Origin of the sequence: Bifidobacterium sp. LCP19S3_E9, from assembly GCF_052121135.1 — a bacterium.
Lineage (GTDB): Bacteria > Actinomycetota > Actinomycetes > Actinomycetales > Bifidobacteriaceae > Bifidobacterium > Bifidobacterium thermacidophilum.
In genome coordinates this window covers 31,120-45,409 of the sequence record NZ_JBQKEV010000007.1, presented here as the reverse complement: position 1 = coordinate 45,409, position 14,290 = coordinate 31,120, and the positions used below count along the sequence as shown (strand labels likewise).

General features: G+C 60.9%; 9 protein-coding genes. 5 read left to right on the top strand and 4 right to left on the bottom strand.

Annotation, left to right across the window (positions count from 1 at the left end; all coding sequences use genetic code 11):
- Positions 1-74: 74 nt before the first annotated feature.
- A complete protein-coding gene (locus tag ACTQYB_RS05125) occupies positions 75-1,604 on the bottom strand; it encodes a DUF3375 family protein (protein WP_033507169.1) in 1,530 nt (509 codons plus the stop codon).
- Between the two features lie 187 nt (positions 1,605-1,791).
- Here ACTQYB_RS05125 and ACTQYB_RS05120 point away from each other — a divergent pair, with 187 nt between their 5' ends.
- From ACTQYB_RS05120 to ACTQYB_RS05110, 3 genes are all read left to right on the top strand, one after another.
- Positions 1,792-2,919: a cation diffusion facilitator family transporter gene (locus ACTQYB_RS05120; protein WP_441482213.1), complete on the top strand. Its 1,128-nt coding sequence runs from the start codon at positions 1,792-1,794 to the stop codon at positions 2,917-2,919.
- A 485-nt stretch (positions 2,920-3,404) separates the two neighbouring features.
- Positions 3,405-3,869, top strand: coding sequence for an Hsp20/alpha crystallin family protein (locus ACTQYB_RS05115; RefSeq protein WP_033507115.1), 465 nt, complete (start codon positions 3,405-3,407; stop codon positions 3,867-3,869).
- A gap of 621 nt (positions 3,870-4,490) precedes the next feature.
- On the top strand, positions 4,491-4,658 hold the full coding sequence (locus ACTQYB_RS05110) for a hypothetical protein (RefSeq protein ID WP_441482214.1): 168 nt from the start codon (positions 4,491-4,493) through the stop codon (positions 4,656-4,658).
- Between the two features lie 153 nt (positions 4,659-4,811).
- Here the strand turns inward: ACTQYB_RS05110 and ACTQYB_RS05105 are convergent, their stop codons facing one another.
- Positions 4,812-6,200, bottom strand: a complete 1,389-nt coding sequence (locus ACTQYB_RS05105) for a metallophosphoesterase family protein (RefSeq protein ID WP_441482215.1) — start codon at positions 6,198-6,200, stop codon at positions 4,812-4,814.
- Between the two features lie 336 nt (positions 6,201-6,536).
- Between ACTQYB_RS05105 and leuA the strand changes: the two genes are divergently transcribed.
- Complete coding sequence (leuA, locus tag ACTQYB_RS05100; protein ID WP_441482216.1) at positions 6,537-8,450, top strand: 2-isopropylmalate synthase; 1,914 nt, start codon at positions 6,537-6,539, stop codon at positions 8,448-8,450.
- 244 nt (positions 8,451-8,694) lie between these two features.
- On the opposite strand, the gene ACTQYB_RS05095 is transcribed toward leuA, so the two are convergent.
- Positions 8,695-11,121, bottom strand: a complete 2,427-nt coding sequence (locus ACTQYB_RS05095) for a transglycosylase domain-containing protein (RefSeq protein WP_441482217.1) — start codon at positions 11,119-11,121, stop codon at positions 8,695-8,697.
- 396 nt (positions 11,122-11,517) lie between these two features.
- On the opposite strand from ACTQYB_RS05095, the gene ACTQYB_RS05090 reads away from it, so the two are divergent.
- Entirely contained in the window at positions 11,518-12,663 is a 1,146-nt protein-coding gene (locus tag ACTQYB_RS05090; RefSeq protein ID WP_026503347.1) for an inositol-3-phosphate synthase, read from the top strand.
- 467 nt (positions 12,664-13,130) lie between these two features.
- Here ACTQYB_RS05090 and glf read toward each other — a convergent pair whose 3' ends face one another.
- On the bottom strand, positions 13,131-14,288 hold the full coding sequence (glf, locus tag ACTQYB_RS05085; protein WP_441482218.1) for a UDP-galactopyranose mutase: 1,158 nt from the start codon (positions 14,286-14,288) through the stop codon (positions 13,131-13,133).
- Positions 14,289-14,290: the final 2 nt, after the last annotated feature.

Below are 14,290 nucleotides of genomic sequence, written 5' to 3'. Positions count from 1 at the left end.
ACATGCCGTTCGCGCTGATCCGGCCTATGCCCTCGCCCGTCTCGCGTCCACCGCCCGTCACCGGCCGGCATCCGTCATGCGTCCTCTTCGATAATCTCATGCAACACGCCAACGTCTGCAAGTACCGGCCGTGTACGCCATGCGCGTGTCGTACCGTCCGCGGACACGCATCGCCATGTCGAGAACTGCCCGTCATCGTCCACGCGCAAGGCCCCCAGGAAACCGACCAGTTCGCTTTCGCGGCGTTCCGAATCGCTCAACTGGTTGAAACTCGCCGCGACGTCAACCCGCCCGTCGCGCATGATCGGGTCTTGCACAATCAGCGACAGCATATGCCGCAACCGCGGTCCGCCCGCCTCGACCATCGCGCGCAAATCCACATCGGCGAAGCCGGGATTGTCATCATCCTGAACCGACGACACGGCATCCAGACTCGGCGGCGCTGCGAAAGCCATCGGGCGTGCCGGCCGTGTAGGCAGCGCAAGCAGCGTGGCGTCGCCCACATCAAACGAATACGGGCTGGGAGAAGACGTGCCGGCCTTGATCTCTTGGCTGATTGTTGCGAACAGCCGGTTGAACGTGTCCAACGCCGTGCGATACCGGGTGTCGCTGCGCTGCCGGACCAGACGGCTCACCGCTTCGTCCGAGACGCGCACCTGATGGCGGACGTCCTCGATGCCTTCGTAAATCCGCTTCAATTCCGCCCGCACCTGATTGAGCAGCTGATTCGGCTCACCGTGCAGGTACGGGCTTTTTGCGATATCCTGCACCGCATCATCGATTTGCCGCCGGCCCTCGTCGGTCACAATCACCTGGAACGCGTCCTCGAAACGCCGCCCGCTGTCCGACTCGCGCATCGAGCGGCGGTAGCGCTCATGGTATGCAGTAAGAATCTCGTCAACGCTCATTGAGTTCTCCTGCATACGTCGGCGCAGCGCGTCGCCGTTGTCGCGTTCCTCAAGCGCGAGCTCATGCAGGTCGACCGGTACGCCGCGCAAGGTGTTGTGCACCACGGCGATGATATCCTCGACATCCTTGTCGCTCAGAGACTCCACGGATTCACCGTTGCGGAGCCGGCTGATTTCCTGCTCGCGTTCCTTGACTTCGGACTCAAGCAGAGCGATGCGCTCGCTTGGATCGACGGTCAGACGTTTGCGGGCGTTCTCGACCTCCATAATGATGGAATTCGCTTGGGCGCCGGACAGTGCGCGGGTCGTGTCCTCAAGCTGGGACAGCGCGTCGATCGCGCGGTGGGCGCGGGCTGTCAAACGGTACAGATAATGGTGAGAAGCGGGGTCATACGAGTTCGCGAGCCACGCGTAATCGCCTTCGCCTTCTCGAGTGAGTTCGACAAGTGTCTGATGGGCGCTGTCCTGCGCGGTTTCGCCGTCTTTGAACTGCCATTCGCCGTCGTGCGCAAGCTCCTCGAGCGCGCCGGCGAGCCGCACCTCAAGCGTCTCTTTGGGCAGTTCGGCGGTCAACGGTTTGAAACAGGTGCGCAGCAGAGCGACATACTTCATCGCATGGTTGCGCAACAGCAGTCGAAGCACGCCCGTTTCATAGACTGGCCGCAGCCGTTCCAGTTGCGCCCTTACGTCGCTCACGAAACTGCCTCCTTTTGCCTTTTGCGCCGTCGCTGCCGGTAATTCGCCCGGAATGTCACGGGACGGCATACCAACACCATCTTATCGGACACGCATGAAGACTACGGGCGTCCACAGCCGTTCCCGGGCTATGCTGGAACAGGAACCGGTTTCGGAGTGCTGCGATACCGGGCCAAGGAGGACGAAGATGACCACACAAGACCACCCGGACGATACACGGCGGGCTTTGGCTGCCGGCATCGCGCATGATGTGCCGCGCAACCGGCCGCAGCCCAACGGCAACGCCGCAATGAACCATGATTTGGCCCCGGACGGCACCGAAAAACACAGTGCGAAAATCGGCATCGCCGTCATCGCGGCGCTATTGGCGAATGTGATGGTCGCGGTCGTGAAATTCGTGGTGTTCATGATCACGCATTCGGCTTCGATGCTCTCCGAAAGCGTGCACAGCCTCGCCGATTCCGGCAACGAGCTCACGCTGATCATCGGCAACAAGCTGTCGCACCGGCCGCCGAGCCGCAAACATCCGCTGGGCTGGTCCAGGGCGCGGTATCTCGCCTCGTTCATTGTGGCGGTGTCCCTGTTCGCCATCGGTGGCGTGTATTCGGCGAGTGAATCCATCGCGAAAATCCGCGAAGTCGTCTCCGGCGGACCGCAGGCGCATGCCGTGGATGCGCACAGTATGGCGATTGTGCTGGTCGTGACTGTCATCTGCGCGGCAATCGAGGGGTGGAGCCTGCACAACGGCATCAAGGAGGCGAAGGAACGCTTCGAGGAAACGCATGATCCCGGCCCGTTCAGCCTCATCAAGTTCTGGAAGGGCACGAAATCCAGTGATCTGGCGGTCGTGCTCGCCGAGGACACGCTCGCCGTGGTCGGTCTCGCCTTCGCGTTCCTCGGGTCGCTGCTCGCGATTCTTACCGGCGACGAGATCTGGGACGCCATCGGCGGCACGAGCATCGGCGTCCTGCTGATCGTGGGCGCATTGCTGTTGGGCGCGCAGGTGTCGTCGCTGCTGATCGGCGAGGGGGCGAGCGACCACACGTATCGCATGATTGCGCAAGTGCTGGCGGAGAATCCCGATGTCGAACGGGTGCTTGCTGATCCCGCGGCCATGCATCTGTCCGAGAAGCGCATCCTCGTGCTGCTCAAAGTGCAGTTCCGCAACGAGACCGAACTGGATGACGCCGCCGCCATCAACCGGCTGGAGAAACAGCTGCGCGCCGCCATTCCGTATTACACGCTGGATATTGTTGTGGAGCCAGACACGTATGACCCGGTCAAGGCTGCGAAAGTCGAGGACTGGGTGGACTGAGCCGGGCGGGAGTTTATACCGTCGGCGGCCGTGATTGGCGAAAGTCCCGGTGCCGCGTGGGAGTTTATCGTATTATTGCGAATTCGCCGGTAAACTCCCATCGGGCTGATTTCATGGGTCGCGCAATATCAACGATGTCGTTGGGAGATCATCTCGAAATCGTCGTTTCTGCCGAATTCTCCCGGGAGTTTCTTGCGGCAGAGACGAATCGGTCGCAATCTCCCGCGGTCGCTCCCGCCTCGCAGCCGCAGTCGGCTGAATATGGCGTCAAATCAAGCATCCTGAATCCTCCCGCACCCGCATGTTTCCCCACGGTGAAAATCCGGAATGAACCTCGCCGCGGGAAGTTGGGTGAAGTGAAAGGTCAAGGTCAGGAGCCCGGGAGGGTTCCGGACGCGGGTCTACGAAACCGGCCGGCGGCATCTGGGTGTCGATACGGTCGGCTGCCAAGCCGCGTTGGCTCCAAACATGAAGGAGTACCGATTATGGCTATGTTTCCGGCTTTGATGAATGACACGATGTTCTCTGATCTGTTCGACGACCCGTTCTTCGCGGGTTGGCGTGACGCGGCTGATGAAGGCCGTCAGCTTGCCGCCGCACAGTCGGGCAGCCTGATGAACACGGATGTGCGCGAGACTGATCACGGCTATGAGGTCACGATGGATATGCCGGGCTTCAACAAGGACGACATCAACGTCGAGCTCAAGGACGGGTATCTGACCGTCTCCGCGCATCGCAATGATTCCAAGGAAGACAAGGACAAGGAAGGCAAGTGGCTGCGTCGCGAACGCTACGCCGGCACTTGCAGCCGCACCTTCTATGTCGGCGACGACATGAAGGAATCCGATATCCACGCCTCGTACAAGGATGGCACGCTGCATCTGCAGATGCCGAAGCAGGAGGCCAAGGCGCAGGTCGAGCAGGCTCATCGCATCGCGATTGAGGGCTGACGGCCAGTGCACGTCGGTTGATGCTATGTGCGGTACGCGTTCGCCGGTCGCGTGAATCAATGGTGATTGTGTGCGATGGCAAGTGTTCACGTCGCCCGCTGCTACGTTGCCTACGCTGACTGATAGCGGGTGGCGACACATAGCCTAGACCTGATGATGGGGACGGAGGTTTCGAGCCTCCGCCCCCATCATTGCGTTTGGGGGAGTCGTGGGCAATGCGTCCGGGTTATGGCCAGGTATCAGCCGTTGTTGTATCTCAGGTCTTGCATGCGCCGTGGGTGGGTTGTTACGATGGAGTAAGCCGCGGCGGTAAGCGGTTTGGCGGGGCGGTTGGACCCGGCCAACGTCCCGGTGAGCAAGAAAGGAGCTCTGACATGTCTCGTATGATGATGCGTTCCATCGAAGGAATCTGCTGCATGTGCCATGTTGCCGGCCCCCGGATTGCCATGACGGTCGAAGAATCCGTCATCCGGTAAATATCGCGGCGGGCGAAATCACGCAATAATACCAGCCGGGGCGTTGTTGATTCTCCGGTTTGTGACGGATGCAGTGATTCGATATGTCCGAATTCGTGTGAAGCAACAGGACAACTGACGCTATATCCAACAGGAGGTGACAATTATGGAATATCAGACAAACAGCCAAGAAGCGGAAACGACGGTGACGTGGGAGCGCAGGATCTGGGAGCGGCGGCTGCGAGCGAACGCGGATTGGCAGCGGCGTCAGCAGGGCCGTCGTGCACAGGCCCGTCGCCTGTCCAGCGCTGCCGGGTATCTGCCCGCCGTGTGACTGTCGGGTCTCACGGCAGGTGGGTTGGATGGTTGAGCGTGGGCGTCTGCTGGCTATCTGCCTGCGGTGCGACTGCTCAAGTACATGGCAGACAGATACCGAGGCAGCAAGCACCCGTCGCCCTGGACGCCGTTCAATCGCGTGTCGCTCCTACTACCGCCGCCGGTGCGCTGCGATGGCACCCAACAAGCCCGCGGCCGCAACCCCAATCACCCCCGCGACTTTCGGCCGGCGCAGCTGGTTGCGCACGGTCGGCGCATCCGCGGCGCCGTAATCACCGAGAAACAGCCGCAGCTTGTCGTGCACGGTACCACCGCCGAGCTCGCCCCACGTAATCATGCGCGTCTGATATGCGGCAGGATCATCTTCGTGGAACGTGAGCAGCCGCACCCCGCGCAGATCGGCATCAGGCCCGTAGCTGGCGAATCCGCAGGTCGGCGCGTAGCCCAAATCAAGCCCGCCTGCGTGCCCGACGTACGCGTTCTTGTGGTCGTGACCGGCGAACAGCGCGAAATACCCGCCCGCGCGTCTCATCGCGGCGACCTCGCCGACATTGATATCCGCGCAGTTCACCGATTCACCGAGCATGGAACCCGGTCGGCACACCGTCTCATCGAGCAGGAAGCACCGCCCGGAAAACGCCCGCGTCCCCTCCACGGCGTTCATGGTCCACCACGGTACTTCGCGTAGGCAATCGTAGAACTCCTGTGTCGGAATGTGCTGGAAGGCGATGGCGGGAACAGGCATACCATCACCGTTTCGCGCGCTCAACTCGTGTTCGGCATCGGCCAGCCAGCCAATCGCGGCGGCGGACGGCACACCATACCCGTCGGAATCCACAAGATCGAGCCCGCGTCCCTGCACAACCGGATGCGCCCCGGAACTGACCGGGCCAGTGGACGGCACTGCCCGCGAGGCGTCCCCATCAAGCGCGTAATCGCCGGAATTGACCATCATCACACCCATCGCAATGCGCTCGCCGCGGCTCGAGAGCACTGGCAGCGCGAACGTGCCGGGTTCCAATGCGAGCGGACCACTGCCGGCGGCCGGGTTGAGACACCCGTCGATTTCGCGGTACAGGTCGTCCTGTTCGTCCACATCGATGCCGCACTGGAAATCATGGTTGCCGTAGGTGGCGGCGAACGGTACGCCGTGGGCGGCGATCGGCCCGAGGAACTGCGAGAACGTCGACCTCACGTTCTGCCGTGTGCGCTCCATAAGCGTATCCTCGTCGGGTGCCGGCAAGGTATTGCGACGGCACAGCTCCCGCTGCGATGGCACGTGCTCGAGCGCGGCCTCCAGACGGCTGACGACGCGCACATGGTCGCCGGGCCTGTCACCGCGGCGCGAAATGAAGGTGTCGATGTATGCGGGGTCGTACCCGCGGATCTGATCGCCGGTGAGCACGACCAGATCGGGGTCGGCCTCACGCACGGCGTCGCCGATCAGCTGCAAGGTGTCCTCGCTGACGTGCGGGCCGTCCTGGATGTCGGAGACCTGAAGGATGCGGAACGTGCCGTCATCACGGAATTGAAGCGTCATACATCCCACTCTACGGCGGTATCTCGGGGCGAAAACGCGTCGCGCGCGGAATATCCCGATTGTTCATCTGCGGTACACGCGGCGTCCCCATGAACGTGACACCACCCGGATACCCTGCAATGGCCGACACGCAGGAGGCGGGTGTGCAATGCTGGATTGCCCCCGACGTTTCATGGTCATATCCCGAAACCTGCCGATGGAATATGGATACCTCCCGGTAGGATGAAACCGTCCGTGTTACGCGGAGGTAAACGCGTAGCATGGCACCCATCGACGCGGTACGCCGCGCACGAAACGATACCGTGGTTTGCGGCACAACCAAGATAAGGAGGAGTGATGGGTCAGGATCAATCATCGGTATTTGATCTCGCGGCAGTCGCCGCAGCGTCCAACGGAGGGAACAACGACCCGCTGCTGCCTCCGGCGCGATTCATCGGCGGTCCGCAGAAGCCGAGCAATATGCCCTACAACAAGTACGTCGCCTACGACAAGCAGGTGCCGTTCGAGTTCCCTGAGCGCACGTGGCCGAACAAGAAGCTGCGCCGCGCCCCGCGCTGGTGCTCCGTTGATCTGCGTGACGGCAACCAGGCGCTGGTCAACCCGATGGATTCCGAGCGCAAGCTGCGCTTCTGGAACCTGCTGGTGTCCATGGGCTTCAAGGAGATTGAGGTCGGCTTCCCGAGCGCTTCGGAAACCGATTACGATTTCATCCGCATGCTGATTGAGCGTGAGCTCATTCCTGACGACGTGACCATCATCGTGCTCACCCAGGCGCGCGAGCACCTGATTCGCAAGACGTACGAATGCCTGCGCGGCGCCAAGCGCGCGGTCGTGCACTTCTACAATTCCGTCTCCGTGCTGCAGCGCGAGGTCGTCTTCCGCAAGGACAAGGAAGGCATCAAGAAGCTCGCCACGGACGCCGCCACGCTGTGCAAGCAGCTCGAGGGCGAAGCCAAGGGCACGGACCTTTACTACGAGTATTCCCCGGAATCCTTCACTGGCACCGAGCCGGATTACGCGGTTGAGGTGTGCAACGCGGTGATTGACGTCATCAAGCCGACGCCGGACCATCGCATGATCATCAACCTGCCGGCGACGGTCGAGATGACCACGCCGAACGTGTTCGCGGACGAGGTCGAGTACGTCTCGAACAACCTCAAGGACCGCGATTCCATCGTGCTGTCCCTGCACCCGCACAACGACGAGGGCATGGGCGTTGCCGCCACCGAGCTGGCCGTGCTGGCCGGCGCCGACCGCGTGGAAGGCTGCCTGCTGGGCAATGGCGAGCGTACCGGCAATGTGGATTTGGTCACGCTCGGGCTCAACATGCTCACCCAGGGCATTGACCCGCAGATTGATTACTCCAACGTGCCGGAAATCCGTAAGACCGTTGAATACTGCAACCAGCTGAAGATCTCCGAGCGTCACCCGTACGCGGGCAACTTCGTGTTCACCGCATTCTCCGGATCTCATCAGGACGCCATCAAGAAAGGCCTGGAAGCTCGTCAGGTGGCGGCTGAGCGTGCTGGTGCCGACCTTGACAAGTTCGTGTGGCTGGTGCCGTACCTGCCGATTGACCCGAAGGACATTGGCCGCAGCTACGAGGCGATTATCCGCGTCAACTCCCAGTCCGGCAAGGGCGGCATGGCTTATCTGCTCAAGACGAACCACAATCTTGATCTGCCCAAGCGTTTGCAGATCGAGTTCGAGAAGGTCGTGCAGGCCTACGCGGACGAAACCAAGCGCGAAGTCAAGGACGAGGACATCTGGCGCCTGTTCAAGGACGAGTACCTGCCGGTCGAGGATTCCGGTGCGACCGCCGCGGGTGCGATTGTCGGCGACCATGGCGATGAGACTCTGAAGCAGTGGGGCCGTCTCAAGCTGCTCAATGTCTCTGTCTCCTCCGGTGAGGATGGTTCTGACACCATAATCAAGGTGAAGCTGCTCGACCGGGGCGCTGACCTTGCCGACAGCGGCGATGATCATATCCGTGAGCTGTCCGGTATGGGCAATGGTCCGATCGCCGCGTTTATCAACGCGGTGAGCAGCTTGGGTATCAATGTGTCCGTCATGGATTATGTCGAGCATACGATGACCGCAAGCACGGATGCCATGGCGGCTTCCTATGTGGAATGCCAGATCGGCGATGAGGGTGACAGCCAGATTATCTGGGGTGTCGGTATTGACTCGTCGATTATCACCAGCTCGCTGAAGGCGATTATCTCCGCGATTAATCGTTCTGAGCGCTGAGCTTGAGTTCAGTAGCCTGAGCTGATTCGCCGGGACGCGTATCGGCTCGGCAGCTTCGGGCCCGGTCACTGTGTTTTACGGTGGCCGGCCCGTTGTTATATGGATTGCGGTTGTGCTGTGCTGGACGGTGGACGGTTCCGCCTTCCCTTCTTCTTATACAAACTGGCTACGCTGAGAAGTCGCTCAGCGTAGCCAGTTTGTATAAAGAGAGAGACGGTTCTTGTCTCAGCAACGATGGGAGAAGTCACTGCCCGGTTGCTGCGCCGTTGCTGCCGGTAGTGCTGTCTCCACCAGTACCATCCGTTTCCGCTCCCGTGCCGCCGGTGCCGGTATTCGTGCTGTCGTTGCCTGCCCCGGCACCGGAACCGCCAGAGGTCGTATCACCGGTGTTCCCCTCATCGGTGGAACCGGTCGAAGGCGCGGTGCCCGTAGTCGCCGATGCAGAGGGGGACGGGCTGCTCGAACTGGACGAGCCCGGATAGGAGCGGCGTGTGACGGTGCCGCCCGTTCCCCATGTCCCGTCCGGCCCACCGACCTTGCCATCGTCGGTGGCGTTCGGGAACGCAGTGTCCTCGGTGCCCTTAAGCGCCTGCTTCATGAATTCGGTGAACAGATGCACTGGATACTCCGAATGCGTGTACCCGTTGAAATCGGGGATTTCCTGCGGATTTCCGTTCTCATTCGGGTACCACATGGCCCAGGTGCTGATCAATTGCGGCGTGTACCCGACGAAGGAGGCCGCGTACGCATCGTTTGCGGTGCCGGTCTTGCCGGCGATGGTGCGTCCGATGGATCGCGCCTCCTTGCCGGTGCCGTATTGCACGGTGCCTTCCATCGCTTTGATGACCAAAGCGCAGTCATTCTCCTCGAACACGCGCTCGTCACCGGTTTTCGTGGAGTACAGCTCCTTGTTGTCGGAGCTGAGGACTTTGGACACGCAATGCAATGTGTGCTTGACCCCGCCGGTGGCGATGGTCGCGTGGGCTTGCGTGAGTTCCTTGACGGTCACCGAGTTGATGCCGAGCACGTTGTACGGCGATGTTTCGTCGATATCGCTCGTGATACCCGCGGAATGCGCGATTTCCGCGGTTTTCTGCGGTGTGAGTTTCTCATTGAGGTTCATGAACGCCGTGTTGATGGAGTAGGCGGTCGCCTTGTACAGGTTCACATATCCGTAGCTGACGTTGCCGGAGTTGGCCACCGAACTGACCAGACCTTTGAAGGTTTGCGGCGAGTTGCCGTTGAACATTGTGTCGAGACTGACGCCGGCCTGTGCGGCTCCGAGCAGAGCGAAGGGTTTCATCGTCGAGCCCGGCTCATAGGTGGCCTGCGTGGCGTTATTGAGTTGGTGGGTCAGATAATCGGTGCCGCCGTAAATCGATTTGATGCTGCCGTCGCGCGGGTCCGCCGCCAGTGCGCCGATCTGCATCCCATCGGGCATGCCGGACGCCCGGTTGTCTCCTACGGATTGCATCTCGTTCTGCAAAGTTTGATCGAAAGTCGTCACAATCTTGTATCCGCCGGTTTCCAGCTCATCCTTGGTGAATGCCTTGGAATTGACCAGCTCCTGTTCGACCATGGCCAGCAGGTAGCCTTTGAACCCTTGATAGGTGTTTTCCGTGGTTTGCGCGACGGTTTGCGGCATAGCGGCCTCCGCGGCCTGCGCCGAGGTGATGTATCCGTCCTCCTTCATGATGCGGATCACGCGGTTGAATCGCGAAGTCGCCTGTTTGGGGCTGATCGCCGGGTCCCAAGTGCTCGGCGCGGGGATGATGCCGGCGAGCATCGCGGCTTCAGACACGGTCAGATCTTTCGCGTCCTTGTTGAAGTACGCTTTCGCTGCGGCCTGGATGCCGTACGCGCCGCGTCCGAGGTAAATCGTGTTCATATAGTTGCACAGCACGGTGTCCTTGGACTGGGTCTGTGCGATTTTGATGGCGAGGATCGCCTCGCGCAACTTGCCTTTGTATGTGGTCGTTTCGCCCAGATAATACCGTTCCGCGTACTGTTGGGTGATGGTCGACCCGCCCTGCCGCGACCCGGTGCGCAGATTGGTGATCAGAGCTCGGGTGATACCGCGCAAATCAATGCCTTTGTCTTGATAAAAGGTGCGGTTCTCCGAGGCGACGATGGCTTGCCCAACGTATTTCGGCAGCGTCGAGCAGTCGATGATTTCGCGGTTCTGAGCGGCGTAGCTGCCGATTGGCGTGGTGCCGTCGGAATAGTAGACGGTGGTTTTCGCGGCCATGGCGACTTTTTCGGGCTGCGGGATTTCTGTGGTCACATACAGGTACGCGAACGCGCCCACGGCGACCGCGATGAATGTGAGGATTAATCCGAGCGACCATTTGAGAATCAGATGACGGCCTTTGACGCGTGTTTTCGGGCCTTTGCCCTCGGCGCGGTGGGTTCCCGGCCCGCTGTGACGTGTTGCCGCGACTCGGCGCGATGATGCAGAGGATGAGGAACGGCTGTTGCGCTGGCTGTGCGAGCCGTGTGCGCGATGGGAGCCGTGTTGGGAGGCGCGTGTACCGCTTGAGCTGTGTGATGCCGAGTTTGAAGCCCGTTGTGAGCTGTTGGAATCGTATGCGTCGCTCCCGGCGCTGCGCGTGGATGATGCGCTGCGCGCGCTGCGTGGGCGTGATGAAGCACTACGTTTCTGTGAAGCCATGGTTGCAACCGTAGCCGGAGCACCTGAAAAACCGCTCCTTGTGACCGGAACTCTTACAAACTTGAGACTCGCCGGCGATGTTTGCCGGTTGGGGAAGAGCGCGTATCGCTTGCATTGGTGTCTTGCCGACGATTATTGGTTCAGGCCGGGGCGCGGACGGATGAACCGAGACGGAACCAAAGCTGTGTGCAAGCCGCCGCTACCCGCGCCCGCGTCCATGCCGCCTAGGCCTTCTAAAAACCATCAATGAGCACAGATTTGTCTGTACAAGGCAGGCAGGTGGAGCATGTCCACCCCGATTGGCGATGTTTCTTCCTGATTTCGTGTGTGATTCTCCAAACGAAACGGTATGCTTGAAGTTTGGAATAACGCAACGCTTAGTTAAGAGGAGTCCAAATGAGCATTCGCGTGGCAATCGCTGGCGTGGGCAACTGCGCCTCGTCTCTCGTTCAAGGCGTCGAATATTACAAGGATGCCAAGGACGATGAGAAGATCCCCGGCATCATGCACAATGTGTTCGGTGGCTATCGCATCAAGGACATCGAGTTTGTCGCGGCGTTCGACGTTGATGCTGCCAAGGTCGGCAAAGACCTCAACGAGGCAATCTTCGCCAGCATGAACAACACGTACCAGTTCTGCAAGGACATGCCGGTCTCCGGTGTCACCGTGCAGCGCGGCCCGACCGGTGACGGCCTCGGTGAGTACTACCGTCAGGTCATCACCGAATCCGACGCCGAGCCTGTGGACGTTGCCCAGGTGCTGCGCGACACCAAGGCCGACATCCTCATCAGCTACCTGCCGGTCGGTTCCGAGCAGGCTGACAAGGCTTACGCCCAGGCCGCCATCGATGCCGGCTGCGCGTTCGTGAACTGCCTGCCAGTGTTCATCGCCTCCGACCCGGAGTGGGCTGACAAGTTCCGCAAGGCCGGTCTGCCGATCGTCGGCGACGATATCAAGAGCCAGGTTGGCGCGACCATTACGCACCGTGTGCTCGCCCGCCTGTTCGAGGACCGTGGCGTGCGCCTCGACCGCACGTACCAGCTCAATGTCGGCGGCGACATGGACTTCATGAACATGCTTGAGCGCAAGCGTCTGGAATCCAAGAAGATTTCCAAGACCCGCGCCGTCACCTCCATCGTTCCTCACGAGATGGATCCGCACAACGTGCACATCGGCCCGTCCGACTACGTCGCGTGGCTTGAGGACCGCAAGTTCGCGTTCGTGCGCCTTGAGGGCACCACCTTCGGCGATGTTCCGCTGAATCTCGAGTACAAGCTCGAGGTGTGGGATTCCCCGAACTCCGCTGGTGTGGTCATCGACGCGCTGCGCGCCGCCAAGATTGCGCTCGACCGCCATCTGGCCGGCCCGGTGCTGTCCGCTTCCGCGTACTTCATGAAGTCCCCGGCCGTTCAGCACGAGGATAGCGAGGCGAAGGCCCTCGTCGAGAAGTTCATCACCGGCGAATCCGAGGCCAATGAGGCCCAGCTTGACGCCGATGTCGCGGCTGCGAAGGCCGCTGGCAAGGACGTGTGGCACGCCTGATTGGGTGCGTTGCGTGTCTGGCGACAGATGATTGTTGATATTTGCCGCCAGATGCCGTGATTACCCGTTATTGATAACCGTCTGCCGACGCTGAGAGATTTTTCGGCGCAGGCAGACGGTTTTTCATTGCGGTGGTGGTTGGCCGGGGCGGTATCTGGCTGTGGTGTGATTGTCTGGTTGCATGGCGGGTGGATACCGGTGCTTCCGGTGCTGTCCGTCCGGTTATCTGCCCGCGGTGCGACTGCCATGTCGCGCGTCGGGGCGGTTGGGTTGGTTTGATGGTGTGGTATGGGCCGTGTCGCCCGCCTATCGACCTGTGATGCGCCCAGCCTGTCACATCGGGACGCGATACGTGTCCGCTGCTGAGGACGCATGGCATGATACGCGAACGCCGGCATGGAATCAGCAATCCCATGCCGGCGTTTCGGCGTTCCAGCGCGATCCGATGCGATCCCATCGCCTCGGTCTCAGCCGAGCAGCGGCGCCACCTGCTCCTCGTAGGTGGTGAGCGCGGTGTCGATCACGTTGTGCATGTCGTAGTACTTGTACGTACCCAGACGGCCACCGAACACGACCTTCGGCTCCTGTGCGGCCTTGGCGGCATACTGCTCGTACAGCGCCTTGTCTTCCGCGGTGTTGACCGGGTAGTACGGCTCATCCTCGCGGGTGGCGAAGCGGCTGTACTCCTCCCAGACCACCGTCTTGTCGGGGTTCTGGGAATCCTTGCGCTCGGGGTTGAAGTTCTTGAACTCGATGGCACGGGTGTACGGCACGTCGGAGTCCGCGAAGTTCATGACCGGGCAGCCGAAATGGTCGCCCTCATCGTAACGGACTTCCTTGAAATCGACGGTACGCCACTTGAGATCGCCAAGCTCGTAATCGAAATACCGGTCGACCGGGCCGGTGTAGACGACCGGCACTTTGCCGACGAGCGCCTTCTTGTTCAGCGGCTGGGATTCATCGAAGAAATCGGTGTTCAGGGTCACGTGGATACGTGGATCGTCGATCATGCGCTCCATCCACGCTGTATAACCGTCCTTGGGCAGGCCCTCCCAAGTGTCGCGGAAGTAGCGGTTGTCATAGTTGAAACGCACGGGCAAACGCTTGATGATGCCTGCCGGCAGTTCGCTCGGATCGGTCTGCCACTGCTTGGCCGTGTAGTTCTTGATGAACGCCTCATACAGCGGACGGCCGATGAGCGAGATGCCCTTGTCGTTGAGGTTGGCCGGGTCGGTGCCGGCGAGTTCGCCCGCCTGCTCGGCGATCAGCGCCTTGGCTTCGGCCGGCGTGTAGTGCGCGTGGAAGAACTGGTTGATGGTGCCGAGGTTGATCGGCAGCGGAAACACCTCGCCGTTATGCGTGGTGTACACGCGGTGGACGTAGTTGGTGAACTCGGTGAAACGGTTCACGTATTCCCAGACGCGCGGGTTGGAGGTGTGGAACAGGTGGGCGCCGTACTTGTGGATTTCCGCGCCCGTTTCTTTGTCCATGTATGAATATGCGTTGCCGCCGATGTGATCGCGCACGTCGATGATTTCCACCTTCGCGCCATGCTTCTCGACCGCCTGCTGCGCCACGGTCAGGCCGAACAAACCTGCACCGACGATTACCAGATCTGCGTCCATAT

Excerpts from the sequence above, each read along its gene's own strand:
- ACTQYB_RS05115 (WP_033507115.1), top strand. The coding sequence starts at position 3,405 with ATGGCTATGTTTCCGGCTTTGATGAATGACACGATGTTCTCTGATCTG.
- leuA (WP_441482216.1), top strand. The coding sequence starts at position 6,537 with ATGGGTCAGGATCAATCATCGGTATTTGATCTCGCGGCAGTCGCCGCA.
- ACTQYB_RS05120 (WP_441482213.1), top strand. The coding sequence starts at position 1,792 with ATGACCACACAAGACCACCCGGACGATACACGGCGGGCTTTGGCTGCC.
- glf (WP_441482218.1), bottom strand. The coding sequence starts at position 14,288 with ATGGACGCAGATCTGGTAATCGTCGGTGCAGGTTTGTTCGGCCTGACC.
- ACTQYB_RS05090 (WP_026503347.1), top strand. The coding sequence starts at position 11,518 with ATGAGCATTCGCGTGGCAATCGCTGGCGTGGGCAACTGCGCCTCGTCT.
- ACTQYB_RS05095 (WP_441482217.1), bottom strand. The coding sequence starts at position 11,121 with ATGGCTTCACAGAAACGTAGTGCTTCATCACGCCCACGCAGCGCGCGC.
- ACTQYB_RS05110 (WP_441482214.1), top strand. The coding sequence starts at position 4,491 with ATGGAATATCAGACAAACAGCCAAGAAGCGGAAACGACGGTGACGTGG.
- ACTQYB_RS05105 (WP_441482215.1), bottom strand. The coding sequence starts at position 6,200 with ATGACGCTTCAATTCCGTGATGACGGCACGTTCCGCATCCTTCAGGTC.